Below are 23,762 nucleotides of genomic sequence, written 5' to 3' on the forward strand. Positions count from 1 at the left end.
CCCATGGATTCTTTAAAATTATTGTGGATGTCTACAGGCCTAGCAAACTTTGAATTAGGTCAAGTGATCATGATGCTAGTGGGTTGTGGCTTACTTTATCTTGCCATTGCCCGTAACTTTGAACCGCTATTATTAGTGCCGATGGGTTTTGGTGCTATTTTAACTAATATTCCTGCCGCCGGTTTTTCTGAAGTAGGTGGTTTGCTGCATTACATTTACTACGCTGGAATTGATACCGGCATATTCCCGTTACTAATCTTTATGGGCGTTGGTGCCATGACAGATTTTGGCGCACTGATTGCTAATCCTAAAACATTGCTATTAGGTGCTGCTGCGCAGTTTGGGATATTCGCCACTTTGTTTGGTGCCATAGCGTTGAACTTTGTTGGTCTAGACTTCTCTATGAAAGATGCCTCAGCTATCGCTATCATTGGTGGAGCAGATGGTCCGACCGCGATATTTTTAGCTTCTAAACTTGCCCCTGACTTACTGGGAGCTATTGCTGTTGCTGCTTATTCATATATGGCGTTAGTACCGATTATTCAACCGCCAATTATGCGAGCATTAACCACAGAAGATGAACGTAAAATTGAGATGGCGCAATTACGTCATGTCACAAAAGTTGAGAAAATTATTTTCCCACTCGGCGTTTTAATGATGACAATTTTCTTTCTACCGGCAGCAACGCCGTTAGTGGGGATGTTTTGTTTGGGTAACTTAATGCGCGAGTGTGGTGTGGTAGACCGCCTAAGTTCGACAGCACAAAATGAGTTAATTAATATTGTCACTATCTTCTTAGGACTAGGTGTTGGTTCTAAGTTAAGCGCTGATCAATTCTTAAATGCTAAAACCTTAGGCATACTCGCGTTAGGCGCAATAGCATTTTCTATTGGTACTGCTACGGGTGTGTTAATGGCGAAACTCATGAATAAATTTGCTAAAGAAAAAGTTAATCCACTCATTGGTGCCGCAGGTGTTTCGGCAGTACCCATGGCTGCTCGTGTCGCTAATAAGGTTGGTTTAGAGGCTAATCCGCATAACTTCTTACTTATGCATGCGATGGGGCCAAACGTTGCTGGTGTGTTAGGCTCAGCGGTTGCTGCCGGCATATTGTTAGCTTTAGTCGGATAATTTTACAACAGATACAATATTAAAAAAGGAGCCATGTGCTCCTTTTTTGCTTGATGGTATGCGTTAATTCACTTAGCGGTATTAAATTGTACTGTGTTTAAGGTTACTATGTTTAAGATTATGGTGTTTAAGGTTGCAGTTTGAAATTCTTCCATTGATTGTTATGCTGTTTAAAACAAACCCTGTCATGCAAACGGCTTGCTCGGCCTTGCCAAAACTCTATATAGTTTGGTTTAATGCGCCAGCCCCCCCAAAACTCAGGTAAAGGTACTGAGTTACCAGCAAATTTTTTCGTGTAATAAGCAACGCTATCAGCCAGTTCAGTCTCAGTTTGAATTTCTCTACTTTGTTTTGATGCCCAAGCGCCAATTTGGCTGCCGCGATCGCGGCTATGAAAATATTTTGCTGACTGCTCAGCACTGACTTTTTCAACACAGCCTTCAATGCGAATTTGACGTTGCAATACATTCCAGTGAAATAGCAAAGCAATTTTGTCATTTTGATTTAATTCTTGGCTCTTTCTACTGCTGTAATTGGTATAGAAGATAAAACCATCTTGGTTAAACTCTTTTAATAATACCATTCGACAGCTTGGTTGCCCGTCTTGGCTTACACTACTGACAGACATTGCTTCGGGCAGCAAAACACCCGACTTATTGGCGTCATCAAACCAAAGTTTAAATAATGAAAAAGGATCGGCATTTTCATCAATGGCTGGCAATGGTAAGGCAACGCCTTGACCAAAGGTAAATAAGCAGCGCAATTTTTCAAATAAAGTCATAATGTAGGATCATTAAGTAGCGTAAATATTACACTAATGATATCAGCTTTATGTCAAAAACAAATTTTTACCGATAAAATATTATCGATAATATTTACTGTTGGCTTTTAACTGAGTGGTAACACTTAACTTTGCGCCATATCATTGATTAGATATCCCAATTGTCTATGTCATCGAGCAATGCTTTGAGGCGTTTTTGTGCTAATAAGTCGTCAATGCGTTTTCTGACTTCGCTGTTATGGGCGGCCTGCTGGCCTTTAGGCAAGTCTTTGTCATAACTGTCCTGTTCGACGTTTAGGCTAGTGTCATCTGTGAAATCGTCGCACATTTTTTATACCTATGGCTTTTACAGTATTTTCTGTAATTACAATAAATAGTGGCTTAAACCTGTTAATGCTAGCTAAGGGTTAAATTTAATCCTATTGATTGTCATCATTGTAAAATATTTTAATGTTTAATTGCCGACATTCTAATTGCTGACATTTTAAAAAGGACGAGTTTACAATCATAGAAAATCTAACAAAGTTAGATAATTTTAACATAGGCAACTAATAGTAAATTTTCAACTAATTATTTTTTATTCTAAAAATGTTGTACTAAAAATGCTCAGTGACGATTTTCTACTGTGCAGTTATTTAGCTTTGATTAGTGCTTAGATTGCAGCTCTGCTAAGCTGTACCTCGCAATGTATTAGGTATATATCTCTTGGTGTTAGCCAAGATAACTTTTAAGGTTAACTAGCATGTCGAAAGAAAGTTTTTCTCACTGGTGTCTGCAGTTACAACAATTAACGCAGGCTAAACGCTGGCGTAGTTTAGTGGTGTTAGTGGGTGATGCTGCTTGGACTACTGAACAGCTTGAGACAAGTTTAACTTTATTTTTATCCGCCCAAGAGTCAAACGATAAGCTCGATAGACAAGGTCTTGTTTATGGTGAACTTGCCCATGCTAGTCGCGCTAATCAGTTAATTTTAGTCAATCGAAAAAATTATGCTCAGTATTTAGGTACTGAGCAAGACGTTATTGTATTTGCGGTAGAAAGTAAGGTTGATAATGATGCCCGGCATGTCGAAAGTGATTTTGATGTTGATGCCTTTGCCGCGCTTTCGGGCACTTTAGTGGCTGGTGGCGTATTTTTACTTTTATTAAAGCCGTCGCAAGTCGAGCAAATTAACCAGGCGCAATCGCAAGATTATTTCCTTCAGCGTTTTATGCTGCAATTAGCCGCTGAACATTGTTATTTCATTAGACAAGATAAAGCCGAATTGCCAGCGTTATGGTCTTTCAATAAAGCCGCGCAAGACAATCGTACTAACGATGGACAATTAAGCACCACTCAACAAGTAAAAAACCTGTCATACGGCTGTATCACTCAAGAACAAGTGTTAGCGGTTGAAGCTATGCTAAAGGTGTTGACGGGTCATAGAGATAGGCCTTTGGTACTCACCGCAGATCGAGGTCGGGGTAAGTCTTCAGCTTTAGCACTTGCTGCGTGTCACATGTTGGCTAATGCTAAACAGCCACTAAAAATCATCATCACTGCGGTAAGTAAACCAGCGCTTAAGGTGTTTTTTCAGCAAGTTGAAACACACTTGCCTGATGTCAAGGTTGGCATAAATAGTGTAGATCATACCAATGGCAGCATTATTTTTTATGCTATCGATGTGCTGTTAAAAGAGCAACCCGAAGCCAGTATAGTCATGGTTGATGAAGCTGCTGCTTTGCCTGTTTATCTTTTGCAACAATTACTTAGCCATTATCATCGCTTAATATTTGCCACTACTGTTCATGGCTATGAAGGTGCAGGTCGCGGCTTTAGTCTTAAGTTTGGTCTGGTGCTACAGCGTTTGACGCCAAATTGGCGCAAAATGCACATTAATGAAGCTATTCGCTGGGCAAGTGATGATCCGCTCGAGCAATTCGTTTTTGCTAGTTGCTTGCTAAACGCTAGATTGCCCAATTACCCCAACACTTTCTTAGCCATGAATAATGCTATCCCTGAGATCAAAAGTGAGATTAAGAGTGAGGCTAAAGTCGGGGCTGAAAGTGTAGCTAATAACGCGCAAGCGCAAAGTGATTTACTTTCGCAATATAAGCTAGTGACCGAGCTTATTACCCCCACAAAATTACTGCAAAACGAAACGCTTTTAGAGCAAGTTTTTGCGGTGTTAGTAACAGCTCACTATCAAACCTCACCCAGTGATTTAAAGTTACTGTTAAACAATGGCGCTATATCATTATTTGTACTTAAACGTGAAAACGATATTTTAGGTGTTGTTATGCTCATGCGAGAAGGGCATGCAGATGAAAAACTGGTTGAGCTAATTCGTGAGAATCAGCGTCGGTTACGCGATCAATTTTTACCACAATCATTACTGATGCATTGTGGTATTAAGGAAAGTTTTAATTATAGTTATCAACGTGTGATGCGTATTGCGATACATCCTCAATTTCAGGGACAAGGCTTAGGTAGGCACTTTTTAAGTGCTATTGAACGGCATATTACACACCAAGGTATAGACTTTATTGGTGCTAGTTTTGCGGGCAACGCTACTTTGCTCAAGTTTTGGCAGCAAGCTGGCTTCGCCGTTGCCCGAGTAGGATTTAGTAAAGACAAAGCCAGCGGTGAGCATTCGTGTTTGGTGACTAAAGCCTTAACGCCTAATGCTAGCAACTTACAGCAAGTGATTGTTGAGCAGTTTTACCAACAATTTGATTATTGGCTAACTGATGAGTTTACCCATATGCCAGCAAAATTAGTCTGGCAGTTGCTCAAGGGTAATACGAGGTTAAAAACCTTGGTACCAGCGCGTGATATTTTGCAAAGCGTTAACGACTTTACTTCTGGCCAACGTCAATTTAGCAGCTGTGTTTATGCGCTACACCAATGGCTATTAAAGCATTGTACGGAACAGTTTAATCCTGAAGTATTACCCTTAGTTGCGCGTGTTTTACAAAAAAATAGTATTGAAAAAGTTTGCCAACAGTATGGATTTACTGGTAAAAAAGCCTTAAACCAACACCTAATCAAGTATATTAGGGCTCATCAAGCGCTAGTCCATACATTGTAAACAGTCAGTGTTATACCCAGTTGCTTAATACCCAGGTAATTAATCAACTGGGTATTAAGCCACGTCGTAACGCCATTGCCAATAATTTTTCATTTTATGATAGCTGCAATGATTATTAGCTATTTGATCAAAGTCGTCATGTTGCATAATGCCATTGATCGCCATGCATATTTTTGCCAGTGACTGTTTGTTCGCTGATGGCTTGCAGTGACAAACAAAGCTCTCTAGCCAAGCCTCTAAATAGTAAATATCAACAATAGGTGATTCTGTGGTCATTTTATTTCTCCGGCGCTTTTTAAGTGAGTCGTTGAATGAATACTTAAGTCCAGCAAAGACTGCCATAAGGTGCTACGGGCATTGTTGTCTAGGCCTCTACAGTTATGGCCTGTTAACGCGCCAGAGCTAATTAATTGTGCTAACAATAACGCTGAAATTTCAACTTTGGCTTTACCTCTACACCCTGCATTTATTTGTCTAGATCCCATTATTCATCCTTAATATTGTTGATAAAACAGGTTTGTTAAAACAATAATTGAAAACACAAGTAAATGCAAATGATAATTATTATCATTTGATGGGTATCTCTGTGCTGGTATTAATATGTTAAGTGAGCCGTTAAAATACAAGCTAGGTTTTATTGAGGCGTGACATGCAAGCAGATATTTGCGTTGAGAACTTAACCAAGCGTTATAACGATGTTGTTGCGGTAAACAATATAAACTTTGCGATTCAAAAAAATCATTGTTTTGGCTTACTCGGACCCAAGGGTGCTGGAAAAACTACTGCCATAGAAATCATGGAAGGCATTATCAAAGCGAGCAAAGGGCAAGTGTTTTATTATGCTAAGCCCGTTGATGAGTCAATATTGCAAAAAATTGGCATTCAATTTTAGCAATACCGCCTTACAAGACTTTCTTAAGATTAAAGAAACCTTAATCTATTTAGTGGCGGGTGCTTTTATAATTATCACCGAAGCGGCAATATTAGCGAATATCAGTTACTATGTCGCCATTTTTATGCTAATGAACGCGGTCTTTTTAACCTTAGGGTTTATTTCTTTAGCTGGAATACTGAGCGCTAGTTAATTGAAGATTAACGGCGGATTTTAACTGAATGCTAAGGGGACTATAACCTTATGTTGTTAAAGATAGTGGGAATATTTTTTGTGGCATTAGCCTTTATTGGCGTTTTTTTGCCTCTATTGCCCACCACACCTTTTTTATTGGTTGCCGCTGCCTGTTTTGCTAAGTCGTCGCCGCGATTGTATAACATGCTATTGGACAATAACGTCTTTGGGCCAATGATTTATCACTGGCAGCAATCTCGTTGTATTCCCAAACGCGCAAAAGTGCTAGCCTTAAGTTCAATGCTTGTTGCTGTATTGTGGTCGGGTTATATTTTGCCTACCATTTGGTTAAAGGTGTTAGTGGTTACCTTGGTTGTCTGGCCATTTATTTTTCTCTGGCGTTTACCTATTTCTAATAGCCATCTGCGAATGCCATTAACAAACCATAGGGCAGGTAAATCGCCTGAAAAATCTAATCCTGAAAAGTAACCAAAAGCTCAGGGGGAAGTAAATGTTGAATATGCATGTTAAAGCACTAAGCCAGTGCTTTAACCACCAGCTGCGCTAAATGGGGCGGTAAGGTTAAGCTTAAGGCAATTTCTTGGCCTTGCGTTGACATTTTCCGCCAAGTTAGCTGTAAAATACGAATGATTTTTTCTTCTTTATGTTTAGCGGCCAAGGCATCAAAATAGTATTGTAAAAACACTAAGCAGGCTACGTCTTCCAAGGTTTGGCTTTCACTGTTCGATTTTAAGTTTTCTTTACGAATAATCGCTGCGCTAGTTTCAGCGGCGTCTTCACTATAGCCATGCTCAAGCATTAGGGCTTTAGCGGTAGCCGCATGAAAAATGCCTAATTCTTTACGCCAGGTTAAATACCCTTTTTTGCCAATGGCGAAGTTGGCGCGCTTTAAGTGCCAGCGTTTTACGTGTTGTGCACGAACCGCAACCTGTAAATTTTCACTGGCATCTGGCCAATGATTTTCAAGGCAATCTGTCATGTATTGACCGTACAAAAGCTCTTTAGGTTGGCTAATGCCGTCAACAATCGTGGTGTTGATATCGGCTTTATTTATAGTGTCGATAGCATCTAATACTTTTTGTAGTTGAGTCATAATGATTAATTTTTATTTTTTGCAAAGGAAAACACCAGTTTACCCCGTTTTTTAATATATTCAATCATGCTTTAAAGCAAATGTTGAGTATTTAAATGAAATTTTGTGCAACTAGATGGCTTGATCATATTGTTGTGTAGACGGCTTTTCAGTATAATGTTTTCCCGTCCTACTAAATTTATTTGTTAACCAAACATCAAATCAATTTAGTGCAAAATTTCTGTTTTTCCTGACTCTGGGTATCGCATGACAACTAGATATATTTTTGTTACTGGCGGCGTTGTATCGTCTCTTGGTAAAGGTATTGCTGCAGCATCACTAGCAGCAATTCTCGAAGCACGTGGTTTAAAAGTTACCATGCTTAAGCTTGACCCTTATATTAATGTTGATCCGGGTACAATGAGCCCAATTCAGCATGGTGAGGTTTTTGTTACCGAAGACGGAGCAGAAACCGATTTAGATTTAGGTCACTACGAACGTTTCATTCGAACCAAAATGACCAAGCGTAATAACTTCACTACCGGTCGTATCTATCAAGATATTCTAGCGCGCGAGCGTAAAGGTGAGTTTTTAGGTGCCACTATTCAAGTTATTCCTCATATTACTAACGACATTAAACGTCGAGTGATTGAAGGTGCTGAAGGTTACGACATTGCCATGGTTGAAATTGGCGGCACTGTGGGTGACATTGAATCACAACCCTTTTTAGAAGCTATCCGTCAGTTAGGGGTAGAATTAGGCCGAGAACGTGCGATGTTTATGCACTTAACCTTAGTGCCTTATATTGCTACAGCTGGTGAAATCAAGACTAAACCTACCCAGCACTCTGTGAAAGAACTACGTTCAATCGGTATTTTTCCAGACATTTTAGTTTGTCGAAGTGAGCGTGCGATTCCCGCTAATGAACGCGCTAAAATTTCACTATTTACTAATGTCGAAGCAAAAGCGGTTATTTCATTACGCGATGTTGACTCTATTTATAAAGTGCCAGCCTTACTTAAAGCGCAAGGCGCTGACGAGTTAGTGGTTAAGCGTTTTGGCCTTGATGTTCCCGAAGCTGATTTATCTGATTGGGAGCAAGTACTTTACAAAGAAGCTAACCCATCGGGTGAAGTGGTTGTTGGTATGGTCGGCAAATACACCGAATTACCTGATGCGTATAAATCAGTTAATGAAGCGTTAAAGCATGCAGGCATTAAAAACCAAGTAAAAGTTAAAATTCAATATATTGATTCACAAGATATTGAGTCTAAAGGGCTTGATATTTTAAAAGGTTTAGACGCTATTTTAGTTCCTGGTGGCTTTGGTGAACGTGGTGTTGAAGGTAAAATTTTAACCGCACAATATGCGCGTGAAAATAAAATACCTTATTTGGGTATTTGTTTAGGTCTGCAAGTGGCATTGATTGAATATGCCCGTAATGTTGCCGGTTTAACTGATGCACACAGTACCGAGTTTAATGCCAAAACACCTTACCCAGTTGTTGGCTTAATTAACGAATGGTTAGATGAAGAAGGTAAAGTTGAATACCGTAATGCTGAATCTGACTTAGGCGGAACCATGCGCTTAGGCTCACAATTGTGTCACATTATGAAAGGTACCAAGGCATATGACGTATATGGTAGTGAAACAATTTATGAGAGACACCGCCATCGTTTTGAGGTAAATAATAACTACCGTGAACAATTAAGCAAAGCAGGTTTAGTGTTCTCGGGATTATCTGCGGATAAAACATTAGTTGAGGTGATTGAAAATCCTAATCACCCTTGGTTTATTGCTGGGCAATTCCATCCTGAGTTTAATTCAACTCCTCGTGATGGTCACCCGCTTTTTGCTGGCTTTATCGCCGCCGCTTTTGAATGTCAAAAGCAGCGAGCAAGTTAAACCAAACTCATGAAAACCGTAGCTTATTGCTACGGTTTTTTTTAAGCAATTTTAACCTTTAATTTAACGTTTATAACCTGCCTAGCTTAGCTAGTAAGGAATAGGAAACATAATGTCTAATATTAGTAAAATTATCGCCCGCGAGATCATGGATTCTCGTGGTAACCCAACAGTTGAAGCTGACGTTTATTTAGAGTCGGGTGCTTGGGGTCGAGCGGCTGCTCCTTCTGGCGCATCAACTGGCTCTCGTGAAGCACTTGAATTACGTGACGGCGACAAATCGCGTTACTTAGGTAAAGGTGTATTAAAAGCCGTTGCTGCGGTTAACAATCCGATTGCTAACGCATTGAAAGGTAAAAGTGCTTTAGAGCAAGCAAACATAGATCAAATCATGATTGATTTAGACGGCACAGAGAATAAAGAAACCTTCGGCGCTAATGCCATTCTTGCCGTTTCTTTAGCGAACGCAAAAGCCGCCGCAATGGAAAAGAAAGTACAATTATTTGAGCACATTGCCGATCTTAATGGTACGCCAGGTCAATACTCACTACCTTTACCTATGATGAACATTATCAATGGTGGCGAGCATGCTGACAATAACGTTGATATCCAAGAATTCATGGTACAACCGGTTGGCGCGAAAAGCTTTAAAGAAGCGCTACGTATGGGCGCTGAAATTTTCCATGCTTTGAAAAAAGTATTGTCTGCAAAAGGTTTAAATACCGCTGTGGGTGATGAAGGTGGTTTTGCACCTGATTTAGCTTCAAATGCTGATGCCTTAGCGGTGATTAAAGAAGCGGTTGCCGCGGCGGGTTATGAATTAGGTAAAGACGTAACCTTAGCGATGGATTGTGCTGCTTCTGAGTTTTATGATGCAGACAAAGGTATTTATGACCTAAAAGGTGAAGGCAAGCAATTTACTGCCAACGAATTTTCTGATTTTTTAGCAAGCCTTTGTGAGCAATACCCTATCATTTCAATTGAAGACGGCTTGGACGAGTCAGACTGGGATGGCTTTAAATACCAAACCGATCTACTTGGCGATAAAGTGCAAATTGTTGGTGATGACTTATTTGTCACTAATACTAAAATATTAGCCCGTGGTATTGAGCAAGGTATTGGTAACTCTATCTTAATCAAATTCAACCAAATTGGTACATTAACAGAAACCTTAGCGGCGATTAGAATGGCGAAAGACGCTGGCTTTACCGCCGTGATCTCACATCGCTCAGGCGAGACTGAAGATTCAACTATTGCTGATTTAGCCGTAGGCACAGCCGCAGGACAAATCAAAACCGGTTCTTTATGTCGCTCAGACCGTGTTGCTAAGTACAATCAGTTATTGCGCATTGAAGAATTTTTAGGTGATAAAGCTATTTTTAACGGCTTGTCTGAAGTCAAAGGCCAATAATCATAAGATTTTTGTGTGATGACGCTTATGTTTGTCCGTTAGGTTACCTTACCTGTGGTAGCAAAATCACGCGGCTAATTTAAGCGTTATTGAATATTAAAAAAACCACTCAAATGAGTGGTTTTTTTGTGATAATCAGGCATTAAGCTGACTCATTAATTATGGCACTACTTACCTTGCCTCCACCGACAGTGTTTAAATACAGCGCCTTTACTTGATATTATACTTGTGAATAAATCGTCAGATTTGCCAGTATTTATGATTTCATCAAACTCATCATTCTTATCTTAAAATAAAGCTCATTGAATCAGTTTGTTATGTTTGGCCTGTATCTTGCTTTTATTCTATTTTAAGCCATAGAGCTAAACCATGAAAAAATCCGTTCTTATTATTTTGTTATTGCCACTGCTTTGGTATCTATTGCCTAAGCAGAAAGCGGTTAGCGATGACATAGAAAATATTGAAAAATATATCCCTGCTTTGATGCAAGAAGCTGCTATTCCGGGCTTAGCCATAGCTAAAATTTCAAACGCTAAAGTCACTTTTTTACAAGTTTATGGTAAAGCTAATGTCGAATTGAACACAGCAGTGACACAAAATACGTTATTTAATATAGCCTCTATTAGTAAGCCGATTATGGGCTTGGTGTTGTTGCAGTTGGTAGAGCAAGGAAAATTAGCTTTAGACCGAGACATTAACGACTATCTGCCATTTAAAATCGATAACCCTCATATGACTCATGAAAAAATAACCTTAAGACATTTAGTTACTCACACCTCAGGTATTGCGGATTATTATGATGTTGACAGTTATGCCATTAATAAAGATGCTGATATTTCATTAGAACAACACCTTAAATCCTTGTTAACCCCAACAGGAAAAAACTATAACCAAGGGCAATATTTTTTAAATAATGCCCCTGGTACTAAAAGGAAATACAGTAATTTAGCCGCTGGCCTAGCTGGATATTTAGTCGAAGTAACAACAGGTATTACCTTAGCCGAATATAGTCAGCAACATATCTTTAAGCCATTAGGCATGCAGGATACCAGTTGGTTATTGCATGATTTGTCACTAGCACAAATCGCTGTGCCCTATGAGGTTGAGCAGTGTATTCCATTTATGGCTATTTGCAGTGACACTGAGTCGGCCGAGTTAAACTTGTTTATTAGTCGTTATTTTAATCCACCTTCAGAAAGTAAGCGTTTTGTCGCTTATCCTCACTTTGGCAACCCACAATATCCAGATGGTGGTATACGCAGCAGTATTAAAGACTTGAGCAAGCTGTTAGTTGCTGTGCTAGAAAATAAAGACGCATTAGTTCATAAACTGCTTTCAGATGCTATGTATAAAGAAATGCTAAAGTTACAATTACCTAAGGATATTTCAGATAAACAACGTTTTTTTTGGCGAGATAATAGCATGGGATTAACCGGGCATATGGGGGCTGATTTGGGTGTTTTTACTGCCCTATATTTTGACCCTAATAAGAAAGATGGTTTTATTATTTTGATGAATCGAGGTATGGATAATAATGCCGCGATAGCGATGAAAAAAATAGCTAATAAACTGGTCGCAATGCCGTAGTTAACGAATAAACAGGGTTACAAAGCGCACACTTGAGCTTTTTTAGCACAACGTATTGAATACTATGCTCAATGTTTGTTATCGCGATAAAAATTGAGCAAAACACCGTTAAGATGTTGCAGCTAGCACCTTTAGTCACTAGGTTATAGTAACTACTTAGTGCCAAAAATTTTATCACCCGCATCACCTAAACCTGGCAATATATAACCTGCGTCATCTAAGCAGTCATCAACAGCGGCGGTATAAAGTTCAACATCAGGGTGTGCTTTTTCTAACGCGGCTATACCTTCTGGCGCAGCCACTAAAACTAAGGCTTTGATATGGTTTGAACCACGCTCTTTTAATAAGTCGATTGTGGCTATCATAGAACCGCCTGTCGCTAACATGGGATCAATCACTAGGGCGAGACGTTCTTCAATTTGCCCAGCTAATTTTTCAAAATAAAACACCGGCTCTAGTGTTTCTTCGTTACGATACATACCAACAACAGAGATACGGGCGCTAGGAATAAGTTCTAAAACGCCGTCCATCATTCCTAAACCTGCGCGTAAAATAGGGACAACGGTGACTTTTTTACCTTTAATTTGTTCTACTTGAATTTCACCATGCCAACTATTGATGGTTTTAGTTTCTACTTCAAGGTGCTTAGTGGCTTCATAGGTTAATAGACAGCCAACTTCTGAGGCAAGTTCGCGAAAACGCTTGGTACTTATATCGGCTTCACGCATTATGCCGAGTTTGTGTTTAATTAGGGGATGCTTTACTTCAATTACGCTCATTATTTACTCCAAAACGGCCTAGAGAACTATTTTTATATTATAGCCAAACCATTTGTAAGTGTTGGTTTGGGCTGAAATTTAAAGTCATGTTGGCGCATGTTTTTTTAACTGCGGTTGTACACCTTTAAAAAACATCTTTAAAAAAGATATCCCAGTATAAATTGTTATTACCCGTCATGGTATAGGTAAAACGATGCGCAGATCAGCTTTAGCGATTTTATCTTTAACCACAATCAAGTATGCTTAAATTATCAGCGTTAATTAAAGTAGTCATTAAATTCATGGTCACTCAATCATTATTATGGCAATCGGCGCAGCAGTCATCAGACTTTGCTGAACTGTGTAATGCCCTTTATGAACGAGAGTTAATCACCTTAGCCCGCAATGAATGTTTAGCGCTAGCAAGTTTACAAGGCAGAATTAAAAGCTTACCTCATTATGTTAAACGTACAGCATTCGCGTTATTAAAGGCACAAACACCACTGGCATTAGATATTCAAAATGCCAGTTGGTTAGCTAAGCAAGTAACTAGGTCACCTGAAATAAGCCAATTATCGGCTTATGATGAAACTGTTATTGCTTGGTATAAGAGCCAACAGCTAGTGCATGGTTTAGTGGTGCCTATCGCGTTAAATGGCCATATTGTGCTCGATTGTATCGACCGAATTGATTTAGAAAAACAGCAATTTCGAACCAATGTTTATGGCTGGTTTTATTTAACGGATAACGAAGCGGTCCGCGGTGCAGGTAACAAGGCAAAAAATGAGCATAACAGAGCAAGTGAGGCAGACATTGAAGCAGATAGTGAGGAAGAGAGCGAAGTAACTTGTCATAAAGTGAATTTACTCAAGCCAACGAAAAAAGTAATGAGCGCAGCATGCGCTGGGCATCGTTGGGAAAATGGTCAGAAATTGCAGCCAATTATGCCTTCATTGCGAGAATTGTTATTGTCTTGCACCATTAATTGGCGTAATTTCAAACAACCTAGGGTAAATTTGCCTGACAATTGATTTTAAATCTTGTTGGGTGTTTACAGCAGACGGTACGTATTTATAATAGCGTATCAATATTATCTCTTCGATATCGACTTTAGATACATTATGCGGCTGATCACGGCAGTTTTACTCATTTTTCTGGTACTTTTGCAATACCGACTTTGGTTTGGTAAAAACAGTGTGCCTGATTATCTAGCATTAGAAGAAGAAGTGACTCGCCAGCTCGCCAATAACAACAAGCTAAAGCAACGTAACAAATTACTTTATGCTGATACGGACGATTTAAAATCTGGCACCGAAGCGATTGAAGAACGTGCTCGCCATGAATTAGGTCTGATCAAACAGGGCGAGACATTTTTCCGCGTCATTCCTAATGATGACGATGCCGACAAGAAGGAACGATTGCGATAATGAGTAACTTATTAGGGCATTTTACTGTCGTAGTGCCCGCTGCAGGTGTTGGTAAACGCATGCGTTCGTCTTGTCCAAAACAATATTTAACCATTGAAAACATAACTATTTTAGAACATACCGTTCAGCGTTTACTCAGCCACGAGGCAATTTCTCATGTCATTATTGCCTTAGGTGAAAATGATGAATATTTTTCTAGTACTAGCTTAGTTAATCATAAAAATATTACTTGTGTTGTTGGCGGCAAAGAGCGTGTTGATTCGGTACTTGCCGGTTTAAAATATTTACAGGCTGGCCAAGAACAATGGGTGTTGGTGCATGATGCCGCCAGGCCTTGTGTTCGACATCAAGATTTAACCCGCTTAATGAACTACTGTCTTGAAAACGATCATGGCGGCCTATTAGCAAGCCCAGTTCGCGATACCATGAAGCAAGCGAATACCGCGCAATTAGTAGCAACCAGCTTGGATCGTAGCCAAATGTGGCATGCGCTGACGCCACAAATGTACAAAACGCTTGAACTAACCTCAGCTATTACTGCGGCTTTAGCAAAAGGGATCAGTATTACCGATGAATCATCAGCGATGGAAGCATCGGGTTTTGCAAGTGGTTTAGTTAATGGCAGCAGTGACAATATAAAAATTACCCAGCCAGAAGATTTGCTTTTAGCTGAATTTATTCTTAACCAACAAAAAAATAATTTACAATCAGAGGTAGTATGCGAATAGGTCACGGTTTTGATGTTCATCAATTTGGTGGTGCAGGGCCATTAGTGTTAGCGGGTGTTGTTATTCCTTATGAATTTGGTTTTATTGCTCACTCTGATGGTGATGTGGCTATTCATGCCTTATGTGATGCCATTTTAGGAGCATTATGTTTAGCCGATATTGGTAACCATTTTCCTGACACTGATGACCAATACGAGAATATATCGAGCCGTATTTTGTTGCGCCATGTGGTTGGTTTAATGCAAAGAAAAGGCTACGGCTTAGGTAATGCCGATATTACTGTTTGTGCGCAAGCACCAAAAATAGCACCGCACCTTTTAGCCATGCGTGAATGTTTAGCACAAGATTTACAAGCAGATATCGAACAAGTCAATGTCAAAGCAACCACCACTGAAAAGTTAGGCTATGTGGGTCGCAAAGAAGGCATTAGTGTGCATGCTGTTGTATTATTGATAAAAACTGAATCTAACCGTAAGTTAAATACAGTTGCAGAGCCGATTAAGCAAGACGAAAAAAAAGTACCCAAGCCCGCTGTTCAAAGTGAATTGAAAGCACCAGAGCCAGCCGCTCAAAGCGATAAGATAGCAGCTAAGCCAAGCCAATCTCCCTTGCCTGAATTTTCCTATTTATATGGTAAACCAAAGTCGACCGGCTTGTTGCGTCGTCATAGGTCAGACTTTAAAGTTTTTGAACAAATACCTTTTCAACCTTGCGGTGAAGGTGAACACCTTTTTATTCACATTCGAAAAACTGGCGCCAATACCGCCTTTGTTGCCAAGCAATTAGCGCAATACTTTTCGGTCAATGAATCATTAGTTTCCTATGCCGGCTTAAAAGATCGCTTTGCGGTCACTGAACAATGGTTTGGTGTGCATGTTCCCGGCAAGCAAAATTATGATTTAAGTGATGTAAAAATCGAAGGTGTCGAAGTTTTATCCTATAAACGCCATAACAAAAAATTGCGTATTGGCGGTTTAGACGGCAATCGTTTTGAAATCACGTTACGTGACGTGACTGATATTGACGAGCTAATAAGACGTTGGCACGTAGTGACTAATTTTGGTGTGCCAAACTATTTTGGCGAACAACGTTTTGGTATCAATGGCGGCAATATTGAAAAAGCCTTAGGTTTATTCTCCGGTCAAAAAGTTAAAGACAAGAAAAAACGTGGTATGTATTTATCGGCTGCACGTTCATTGATTTTCAACCAAATGGTGGGCCAACGTATCGAACAACAAACATTCGACAGCTTAATTAATGGTGACGTCTTGATGTTAGCGGGAACACAGTCGGTATTTCTCGCTGATGTTATCGATGAAAGTCTACAAGCACGATTAGTTGAACATGACCTAGATATTACTGCCTCTATGTGGGGAGCGGGCGAATTAATGACCACAGGCGATGCGCGTGCTTTTGAGCAAAGCATTGCCGATGGCCAGCCAAAATTTTGCGAAGGTTTACCGCGTTTTGGTTTGAAGCAAGAACGTCGACGTATTCGCTTAACGATTAAAGACACTAACATTAGCGTAGATAACGATGTTGTAACCTTGTCATTTTTCTTGCCATCAGGTGCTTATGCCACCACCATTATGCGTGAGTTAATCGACTATAAAGATATGACCGAGCGGGTTGATGTTAGTGCAGTCAGGCACACAACCGCTGCAACTAAGACTAGCGCAGTAAATAACAACAAGGAGTTAAAAAGCTAACATGAGAATATTACTGAGTAATGATGACGGTGTTCATGCTGATGGCATTAAAGTGCTTTTTGACGAATTAGCCAAAATATTTGATGTAACCGTAGTTGCGCCCGATAGAAATTGCAGTGGCGCAAGCAATTCGTTAACACTATTGAATCCATTACGAGCGCAGACATTAGAAAATGGCTTTATTTCTGTCAATGGTACACCCACTGATGCCGTGCATTTAGGTGCCGCCCAATTAATGCAGCCAAAACCTGATTTAGTGGTGGCGGGTATTAATCACGGTGCTAATTTAGGTGACGATACCATTTATTCTGGTACGGTAGCGGCAGCAACAGAAGGGCGTCATTTAGGTATGCCTGCAATAGCGGTGTCACTAGTGTCTTCAGATCCCAAATATTTTCAAACCGCCGCCGTTGTTACCGCCAAGTTTATTGAGCGTTTGCAGTTGCACCCGTTGCCAAGTGATCAAATTATTAATATTAATGTGCCTGATGTGCCGCTAGATGAATTAAAAGGTATTCAAGTCACACGTTTAGGTAACCGCCATAAAGCGGAAACGATGAAAAAGGTGCAAGACCCTTGGCAACGTGATATTTATTGGTATGGCCCATTAGGAAAAGAACTTGATGCTGGCGTGGGTACTGATTTTCATGCCATAGCCAATGGCTATGCATCAATTACCCCATTAACCATAGATATGACCGCTTATAAAAGCCTGGCAAAAATGACCGAATGGATTAATGAACTTTCACTATGAGACAAAGTAATATCAATACCCGAGTAGGCAGTAATATCGGCGGAAAGTCGAGTCGAAGTGGAGAATTACTGGCGCAAAAATTATTGGCTGAAGGGATTAAAAATCAACAAGTATTACAGGCTATTGCCCGTTCGCCTCGGCATATTTTTGTGCCTGAAATTCTAGCGCATAAAGCCTATGACAATACGGCGTTACCGATTGGCCAAGGGCAAACCATATCACAACCCTATATTGTGGCAAAAATGTCAGAGCTGCTACTTGCTGATAGCGTGCCAGACAGCATTCTAGAAATAGGCACGGGCTCTGGCTATCAAACCTCCATATTGGCGCAGTTATCAGCTAAGGTGTTTACTGTTGAACGTATTAAGTCGTTGCAATGGCAAGCAAAACGAAGATTACGCACTATGGATTTACATAATGTGGCAATGAAACATGGTGACGGTTGGCAAGGTTGGCACAGCAAAGCCCCGTTTCAAGCCATTATAGTTACTGCTGCACCCAAAGAGGTGCCAGCGGCATTACTAGCCCAGCTAGCTGATGGCGGTCGCTTAATCATTCCTGTTGGTGAACAAAACCAAGTTTTAAAATTAATTACTCGTCATGGTGATGAATACAAAGAGCAGCAAATTGAAGCTGTTCGTTTTGTTCCCCTTGTACCTGGCGCTTTAGGATAATTTGTGAAAATATTTTCTGCATTATATGAATGGACACTTAAGTGGGCTGAGCATAAGTTTGCCCCTAGAATTTTAGCGATACTGACCTTTGCTGAGTCGGTTTTTTTCCCTATTCCACCCGACGTTTTATTAGCCCCTATGGTACTGGCCCAGCGCGATAAAGCCTGGCGTTTTGCCACGATAACTACCGTTGCTTCAGTGCTCGGTGGAATGGTAGGTTACGGCTTAGGTTATTTGATGTTTGAACCTTGGATCCAACCCTTAATTACTGAATTTGGTTATCAGGCGCGCTTTGATAAAGCCATGTTGTGGTTTAGTGAATGGGGTGTGTGGGTGGTATTTATTGCTGGTTTTTCTCCTATCCCCTATAAGTTATTTACCGTGAGTGCTGGTTTTTTAAATATGGCATTTTTACCCTTCTTATTAGCGTCATCAATTGGTCGCGGCATGCGATTTTTCCTGGTAGCCGGTGTTATTCGTTGGGGCGGAGCGCCGATGGAACAAAAAATTAGACAATGGGTTGATGTCTTAGGTTGGTCAGTTGTTATCGCTATTATTATTGCCTATATTGCGACACGATAAGGACGTTATTTTTGTTATGACGAGATGGATGCAAGGTAACTTATTTAGCGCTAATAACCTATTAACGCTAATCATGATATTAGCGTTAAACGGCTGTTCAAGTCGTAGTAAACCTGCACCTGTTGTTGACGTACAAGGCTCTCTTCCTCTTAGTCAAAGACTCAAAAATAGCGTCAGTGGCACTGAGTATATCGTTAAGAAAGGTGAAACTTTATATTCAATAGCATGGCGTGCAGATGTCGACATTCGTACCTTGGCAAATATCAATAATATTAAAGCGCCATACAATATTTATCCGCAACAAAAGTTAATGTTAACAAAAGGTAAATTAAAGTTAACAAAGAGTAAAATTAATGATAAGTTAAGGAGTCAGAAAAAAAAAGATTCCAATACTCCAAAACAAAAAGTGATAAAAAAACCTATTGCACAGAAGAAAAAGCAGGAGTATGGTAAAAATATAGCTGTTCAAAAAAGCAGCGATGAAGTTCAACGACACACGGCCTTTTCACAAAAAATTAGAAAATGGCGGTGGCCTGCGAAAGGAAAAGTTATTCATAATTTTTCCACCGCAAAGCAAGGAAATAAAGGAATCGACATTGCGGGGCGACGCGGTGATTCGGTGAAAGCAACTGCAGATGGAAAGGTAGTTTATGCCGGTGATGCGCTACAAGGATACGGCAAGTTAGTCATTGTTAAACATAACGAAGACTATCTCAGCGCTTATGCCCATAACGATCACATTCTAGTCAAAGAACAGCAAGTTGTAAAAGCCGGTCAAGTGATTGCCAAAATGGGTGATACTGACGCTGAAAGAGTCATGCTTCATTTTGAAGTTCGCTTTCGCGGGAAATCAGTTAATCCTATGAAGTATTTGCCGAAATAATAATAAAAATTTACCAATAATAACTCGAGGTTAATGTGAATAATTAGTCAGTAAGTTTAGCTAATGCTAAATAGGGAGATATAACATGGGCATAAAAAAACAAATAGAATGTTCTGATCTTGCAGTAAAAGAAAAGCCAAAAAGCACTCAGGTAGAAGAACCTGAAGAGAGCCCGTCTAATTTAGATGCAACACAAATATATTTAAGTGAAATAGGATTTTCACCATTATTAACCGCCGAAGAAGAAGTCTACTTTTCTCGCCTTGCCCTAAAAGGTGATGAACGCTCTCGCAAACGCATGATAGAAAGTAATCTTCGTTTAGTGGTAAAAATTTCTCGCCGTTATAACAATCGTGGCTTACCTTTATTAGATTTAATTGAAGAAGGCAACCTAGGCCTAATACGTGCTGTTGAAAAATTTGATCCTGAACGTGGCTTTAGATTTTCAACCTATGCGACTTGGTGGATTCGACAAACCATTGAACGCGCCATTATGAATCAAACTCGTACTATTCGATTACCTATTCATGTGGTCAAAGAACTTAATATTTATTTACGCACAGCCCGTGAGTTAGTGCAAAAGCTTGATCATGATCCAACGGCTGAAGACATTGCTTTTGAGCTTAACGTACCTGTGGAAAGTGTCAGTAAAATGCTGCGCTTGAACGAACGTATTGCTTCAGTTGACTCGCCATTTGGTGGTGAAGGTGAAAAAGTGTTATTAGATGTTATTCCAGATGAAACAGCGGGTAGCCCGGAAACAAAATTACAAACCCATGATATTAAACATAGCATTGTAGATTGGCTGAATGAACTTAACTCTAAACAACGAGAAGTACTAGCAAGAAGATTTGGCTTGCTAGGCTATGAAGCCGCAACATTAGAAGATGTAGGTGTCGAAATAGGCTTAACACGCGAACGTGTGCGCCAAATTCAAGTTGAAGCATTAAAACGTCTGCGTGATATTTTAAGCCAACAAGGCTTGTCGATTGAAGCGCTATTTCAAATATAGTGCGATAGGCTCAAGTTCAGATAATAAACAAAAAACCAGCGATTGCTGGTTTTTTTAGGCTTACATTTTATGAGTAATGTAGCTGCCTATGGATTTACATTAGGAGGTCATTTTTAAGACCTAATTACCCTCTGTGGCGGTGATTTTTTAGGTCGGACTTCAGTCCGTGAAGCGTTTAGCGAGCGATTAACTCAAGGGGTCAAAAATATCAGTAGCAGATGTTTTTTGTCGGTCGGACTTTAGTCCGTCAACCGTTTAGCGAGTAATTAACTCGATGGGTCAACAAATATCAGCAGCAGATATTTTTTGTAGGTGGGTATTTTGCCGGATGAATTAAAGTCCAAGATTAAATCCTATATTGTCACGGGTGACAATATAGGGTTGGGTAGTCGTTCTTCTAGGTCGGCATTGATACTGTCAGCCCGCACAGATTAAAGCTGATCTACACTTTAATCTGTGCGGGCTGCATAGGTATACTAATGTAAAACAATCCTCTATTTAAATTAATTCTTTTAATTTATATAATAAATCTAAGGCCATTTTAGGGCTCAAGTCATTCACCTCTATTGTACTTAGCTGTTCAACAACGGGGTGTTGGCTATCCAAGAAAGACAGTTGTTCAAAGGCTTGGGGAACAGCACTCATCACCGAAGGTGCTTGCATATTTTCAAGTTCAGCTAAACGTTGTTTTGCCCGCACAATGACACTTTTTGGCACGCCAGCAAGTTGCGCCACCTGTAAACCAAAACTCTTACTTGCAGCACCTTCTTGCACTGTGTGCATAAAGACAATGCTGTCACCATGTTCAACAGCGTCTAGATGAACATTTGCTAAAGTATCAATTTGTTCAGCCAGTAAGGTTAACTCAAAATAATGGCTAGCAAAAAGCGTGAAAGCTTTCGTCTTTATCGCTAACATTTCAGCACAGGCCCAAGCCAGTGATAAACCGTCGTAGGTACTAGTACCTCGACCAATTTCATCTAACAATACTAAACTTTTGTTGGTGGCATTATGCAAAATGTTAGCGGTTTCTGTCATTTCTACCATAAAAGTTGAACGACCACTGGCTAAGTCATCAGAAGCGCCAATACGGGTGAAAATTCTATCTACCATGCCTATTTGGGCGGCACTTGCTGGTACATAACAGCCAATATGCGCCAGTAGTACAATTAACGCTGTTTGGCGCATATAGGTAGATTTACCGCCCATGTTAGGGCCAGTAATAATCAGCATTTCTCGGCTGCTGTTTAGCACTACTGGATTAGCAATAAAGGGCTCAGCGGTCATTTGTTCTACAACAGCATGACGTCCAGCTTCGATATTAATACCGCTGGCTTCTTGCAGTATAGGTTTAACATAATTTAAGCTTTCGGCCCGTTCGGCAAAAGTATTTAAGACATCAATTTCAGATAGCGATTGCGCAAGGAGCTGCAATTTTTCTAACTCAGGTAATATTTGCTCAAATAACGCTTCATACAAGCGCTTTTCAAGGGCAAGAAATTTACTTTGCGCGGAGAGCACTTTCTCTTCATGTTGCTTTAATTCGTTAGTAATAAAGCGTTCGTTATTTTTTAAGGTTTGTCGACGAATATAATCATCAGGTACATCAATGGCAGAGGTGCGACTCATTTCTATATAGAAACCATGGACTCTATTATAGCCAACTTTGAGTGATTGAATGCCGGTACGTTCTTTTTCGCGTGCTTCAAGTTGCGCTAAAAACTCGGTTGCACCATCGCTTAAATCTCGTAGTACATCTAATTCGTCGTTATAACCTGGAGCGATAACGCCACCGTCACGAATTAATACCGGTGGGTTTTCCACAATAGCTCTTTCTAATAGTGCTTGTGTTGCCGGTATAGGCTGACACTGTTCAACTAATGCCGCTAAATGCGGTTGAGTACAGCTAATCATAAGTGTTTGCAAATCAGGTAAATGCATTAAGGCATTGCGTAAACGTGCAAAGTCGCGCGGGCGAGCTGATCGCAAAGCAATACGGGAAACAATACGTTCAATGTCACCAAATTGCTTTAAGTTAGCGTTGAGTTCAAACGGTAAGTCTTGTTGTAATATTTCTTCGATCGCATTTTGACGATTATTTAGCGTATTTAGCTCGCGCAATGGAAAGTGTAACCAACGCTTTAGTAATCTAGAACCCATGGGAGTAGCGGCTTTATCAAGAATTGCTGCTAGGGTATTTTCATTACCCCCTTGCAGGTTTTGGGTTAATTCCAAATTACGGCGAGTGGCAGCGTCAAGGATAACGGCAGTCGATGAGCTTTCACCAATGATGGCTCTAATATGCGGTAGTGCACTACGCTGACTATCTTTAACATATTGAAATAAACAACCTGCAGCAGCTATACCTAAAGGTTTATCTTCAACGCCGAAGCCCGACAATGACTGAGTACCAAATTGTTTATTGAGTAAGGTTTTACTGGTGTCTAAATCAAACTCCCAATCGGGGCGTCGACGCAAACCTTTGCGACCAGCAATAATGCTAGTGGCGACTAATGATTCGGGATATAACAATTCTGCCGGTGATAAACGTTGAAGCTCGGCTTGAACTTGCTCTTCAGTTTTAGGCTCAACCAGCACAAAACGGCCACTGGTCATATCTAAATAAGCGAGGCCAAAACCTTGAAGTGTTTGATGAACAGCAACAATCAAATTGTCTTGTCGGTCGCTAAGCAAGGCTTCATCACTCACTGTGCCAGGCGTAACCACGCGTACAACCTTTCGCTCTACCGGGCCTTTGCTAGTCGCTGGATCGCCAATTTGTTCACAAATAGCGACTGATTCACCTAATTTGACTAACTTAGCTAAATAGCCTTCCACCGCATGATAAGGCACGCCAGCCATTGGGATAGCATTACCGCCAGTTTTTCCACGTGCAGTTAATGATATATCAAGTAAATCAGATGCCTTTTTAGCATCATCAAAAAACAGTTCATAAAAATCCCCCATGCGATAAAAAATTAAAATATTAGGGAATTCCGCTTTAATAGTCATGTACTGACGCATCATAGGTGTGTGTTTGGATAGATCTTGCATGATTTTATTACACTTTTTTATTCTGTATAGCCACCTGTGTGACTGTTTTTGTGTCTGTTGTAATCTAGTGAAAAAAACTGAAATTTCAATTCATTTCATGTGTTCCCATCAATAAGTGTAGATTTTTTAGTGTCTAA

At 40.1% G+C, this 23,762-nt stretch carries 24 protein-coding genes and 1 pseudogene; 18 read left to right on the top strand and 7 right to left on the bottom strand.

Annotated elements, in window-relative coordinates; all coding sequences use genetic code 11:
* The first annotated feature begins 3 nt into the window (after positions 1 to 3).
* On the top strand, positions 4 to 1,131 hold the full coding sequence (locus H4J54_RS11525; protein ID WP_182136173.1) for a sodium ion-translocating decarboxylase subunit beta: 1,128 nt from the start codon (positions 4 to 6) through the stop codon (positions 1,129 to 1,131).
* A gap of 127 nt (positions 1,132 to 1,258) precedes the next feature.
* Here H4J54_RS11525 and pdxH read toward each other — a convergent pair whose 3' ends face one another.
* Positions 1,259 to 1,912: a pyridoxamine 5'-phosphate oxidase gene (gene pdxH / locus H4J54_RS11530; protein ID WP_182191015.1), complete on the bottom strand. Its 654-nt coding sequence runs from the start codon at positions 1,910 to 1,912 to the stop codon at positions 1,259 to 1,261.
* 148 nt (positions 1,913 to 2,060) lie between these two features.
* A complete protein-coding gene (locus H4J54_RS11535; RefSeq protein ID WP_182191016.1) occupies positions 2,061 to 2,240 on the bottom strand; it encodes a PA3496 family putative envelope integrity protein in 180 nt (59 codons plus the stop codon).
* Positions 2,241 to 2,654: 414 nt separating this feature from the next.
* Here H4J54_RS11535 and H4J54_RS11540 point away from each other — a divergent pair, with 414 nt between their 5' ends.
* Entirely contained in the window at positions 2,655 to 4,982 is a 2,328-nt protein-coding gene (locus tag H4J54_RS11540; RefSeq protein ID WP_182191017.1) for a GNAT family N-acetyltransferase, read from the top strand.
* A 54-nt stretch (positions 4,983 to 5,036) separates the two neighbouring features.
* Here the strand turns inward: H4J54_RS11540 and H4J54_RS11545 are convergent, their stop codons facing one another.
* Together H4J54_RS11545 and H4J54_RS11550 are read right to left on the bottom strand one after the other, a co-directional pair.
* A complete protein-coding gene (locus tag H4J54_RS11545; protein ID WP_182191018.1) occupies positions 5,037 to 5,258 on the bottom strand; it encodes a hypothetical protein in 222 nt (73 codons plus the stop codon).
* Positions 5,255 to 5,467, bottom strand: coding sequence for a hypothetical protein (locus H4J54_RS11550; protein ID WP_182191019.1), 213 nt, complete (start codon positions 5,465 to 5,467; stop codon positions 5,255 to 5,257). The genes H4J54_RS11545 and H4J54_RS11550 overlap by 4 nt, the downstream gene beginning before the upstream one ends.
* A 164-nt stretch (positions 5,468 to 5,631) precedes the next feature.
* Between H4J54_RS11550 and H4J54_RS19470 the strand changes: the two genes are divergently transcribed.
* Genes H4J54_RS19470 through H4J54_RS11560 form a run of 3 tightly spaced genes read left to right on the top strand, consistent with a single transcriptional unit; the run spans position 5,632 to position 6,537 of the window.
* Complete coding sequence (locus tag H4J54_RS19470; protein ID WP_259366983.1) at positions 5,632 to 5,874, top strand: ATP-binding cassette domain-containing protein; 243 nt, start codon at positions 5,632 to 5,634, stop codon at positions 5,872 to 5,874.
* The gene (locus H4J54_RS19475) at positions 5,858 to 6,067 is read left to right on the top strand and encodes a hypothetical protein (protein WP_259366984.1); all 210 of its coding nucleotides are present in this window, start codon (positions 5,858 to 5,860) and stop codon (positions 6,065 to 6,067) included. Before H4J54_RS19470 ends, H4J54_RS19475 begins: the two co-directional genes overlap by 17 nt.
* A gap of 50 nt (positions 6,068 to 6,117) precedes the next feature.
* Positions 6,118 to 6,537 (top strand): YbaN family protein, encoded by a 420-nt coding sequence (locus tag H4J54_RS11560; protein WP_182191020.1) that lies wholly within the window; start codon positions 6,118 to 6,120, stop codon positions 6,535 to 6,537.
* Positions 6,538 to 6,583: 46 nt separating this feature from the next.
* Here H4J54_RS11560 and H4J54_RS11565 read toward each other — a convergent pair whose 3' ends face one another.
* A complete protein-coding gene (locus H4J54_RS11565) occupies positions 6,584 to 7,162 on the bottom strand; it encodes a DUF4202 domain-containing protein (RefSeq protein ID WP_182191021.1) in 579 nt (192 codons plus the stop codon).
* A gap of 246 nt (positions 7,163 to 7,408) precedes the next feature.
* Here H4J54_RS11565 and H4J54_RS11570 point away from each other — a divergent pair, with 246 nt between their 5' ends.
* From H4J54_RS11570 to H4J54_RS11580, 3 genes are all read left to right on the top strand, one after another.
* The gene (locus tag H4J54_RS11570) at positions 7,409 to 9,046 is read left to right on the top strand and encodes a CTP synthase (RefSeq protein ID WP_182191022.1); all 1,638 of its coding nucleotides are present in this window, start codon (positions 7,409 to 7,411) and stop codon (positions 9,044 to 9,046) included.
* 112 nt (positions 9,047 to 9,158) lie between these two features.
* The gene (eno, locus tag H4J54_RS11575; RefSeq protein WP_182191023.1) at positions 9,159 to 10,457 is read left to right on the top strand and encodes a phosphopyruvate hydratase; all 1,299 of its coding nucleotides are present in this window, start codon (positions 9,159 to 9,161) and stop codon (positions 10,455 to 10,457) included.
* 369 nt (positions 10,458 to 10,826) lie between these two features.
* Positions 10,827 to 12,044, top strand: coding sequence for a serine hydrolase (locus tag H4J54_RS11580; protein ID WP_182191024.1), 1,218 nt, complete (start codon positions 10,827 to 10,829; stop codon positions 12,042 to 12,044).
* Positions 12,045 to 12,196: 152 nt separating this feature from the next.
* Here H4J54_RS11580 and upp read toward each other — a convergent pair whose 3' ends face one another.
* A complete protein-coding gene (upp, locus tag H4J54_RS11585; RefSeq protein ID WP_182191025.1) occupies positions 12,197 to 12,823 on the bottom strand; it encodes a uracil phosphoribosyltransferase in 627 nt (208 codons plus the stop codon).
* Between the two features lie 281 nt (positions 12,824 to 13,104).
* On the opposite strand from upp, the gene H4J54_RS11590 reads away from it, so the two are divergent.
* The 10 genes and pseudogenes from H4J54_RS11590 to rpoS all read left to right on the top strand — a co-directional run bounded on the left by H4J54_RS11590 (position 13,105) and on the right by rpoS (position 20,571).
* Positions 13,105 to 13,833: a hypothetical protein gene (locus H4J54_RS11590; protein WP_182191026.1), complete on the top strand. Its 729-nt coding sequence runs from the start codon at positions 13,105 to 13,107 to the stop codon at positions 13,831 to 13,833.
* 90 nt (positions 13,834 to 13,923) lie between these two features.
* Positions 13,924 to 14,229 (top strand): cell division protein FtsB, encoded by a 306-nt coding sequence (gene ftsB / locus H4J54_RS11595; RefSeq protein WP_182191027.1) that lies wholly within the window; start codon positions 13,924 to 13,926, stop codon positions 14,227 to 14,229.
* A complete protein-coding gene (gene ispD, locus H4J54_RS11600) occupies positions 14,229 to 14,957 on the top strand; it encodes a 2-C-methyl-D-erythritol 4-phosphate cytidylyltransferase (protein WP_182191028.1) in 729 nt (242 codons plus the stop codon). Before ftsB ends, ispD begins: the two co-directional genes overlap by 1 nt.
* A pseudogene (gene ispF / locus H4J54_RS11605) lies at positions 14,948 to 15,421 on the top strand (2-C-methyl-D-erythritol 2,4-cyclodiphosphate synthase); the annotation flags it as partial. The gene ispD and the pseudogene ispF, both read left to right, overlap by 10 nt.
* Before the next feature lie 81 nt (positions 15,422 to 15,502).
* Positions 15,503 to 16,666: a tRNA pseudouridine(13) synthase TruD gene (gene truD, locus H4J54_RS11610; protein ID WP_404851903.1), complete on the top strand. Its 1,164-nt coding sequence runs from the start codon at positions 15,503 to 15,505 to the stop codon at positions 16,664 to 16,666.
* A gap of 1 nt (position 16,667) precedes the next feature.
* Entirely contained in the window at positions 16,668 to 17,420 is a 753-nt protein-coding gene (surE, locus tag H4J54_RS11615) for a 5'/3'-nucleotidase SurE (RefSeq protein WP_182191029.1), read from the top strand.
* Entirely contained in the window at positions 17,417 to 18,094 is a 678-nt protein-coding gene (locus H4J54_RS11620; protein ID WP_182191030.1) for a protein-L-isoaspartate(D-aspartate) O-methyltransferase, read from the top strand. The genes surE and H4J54_RS11620 overlap by 4 nt, the downstream gene beginning before the upstream one ends.
* 3 nt (positions 18,095 to 18,097) lie before the next feature.
* Positions 18,098 to 18,676 (top strand): YqaA family protein, encoded by a 579-nt coding sequence (locus tag H4J54_RS11625; RefSeq protein WP_182191031.1) that lies wholly within the window; start codon positions 18,098 to 18,100, stop codon positions 18,674 to 18,676.
* A gap of 73 nt (positions 18,677 to 18,749) precedes the next feature.
* Positions 18,750 to 19,559: a peptidoglycan DD-metalloendopeptidase family protein gene (locus H4J54_RS11630; RefSeq protein ID WP_259366985.1), complete on the top strand. Its 810-nt coding sequence runs from the start codon at positions 18,750 to 18,752 to the stop codon at positions 19,557 to 19,559.
* Positions 19,560 to 19,644: 85 nt separating this feature from the next.
* Positions 19,645 to 20,571, top strand: a complete 927-nt coding sequence (gene rpoS, locus H4J54_RS11635) for an RNA polymerase sigma factor RpoS (RefSeq protein WP_182191032.1) — start codon at positions 19,645 to 19,647, stop codon at positions 20,569 to 20,571.
* 498 nt (positions 20,572 to 21,069) lie between these two features.
* Here the strand turns inward: rpoS and mutS are convergent, their stop codons facing one another.
* On the bottom strand, positions 21,070 to 23,625 hold the full coding sequence (gene mutS / locus H4J54_RS11640; protein ID WP_182191033.1) for a DNA mismatch repair protein MutS: 2,556 nt from the start codon (positions 23,623 to 23,625) through the stop codon (positions 21,070 to 21,072).
* Positions 23,626 to 23,762: the final 137 nt, after the last annotated feature.

It is taken from the genome of Colwellia sp. MB3u-8, from assembly GCF_014076985.1.
In the GTDB taxonomy this organism is placed as follows: Bacteria; Pseudomonadota; Gammaproteobacteria; order Enterobacterales; family Alteromonadaceae; genus Cognaticolwellia.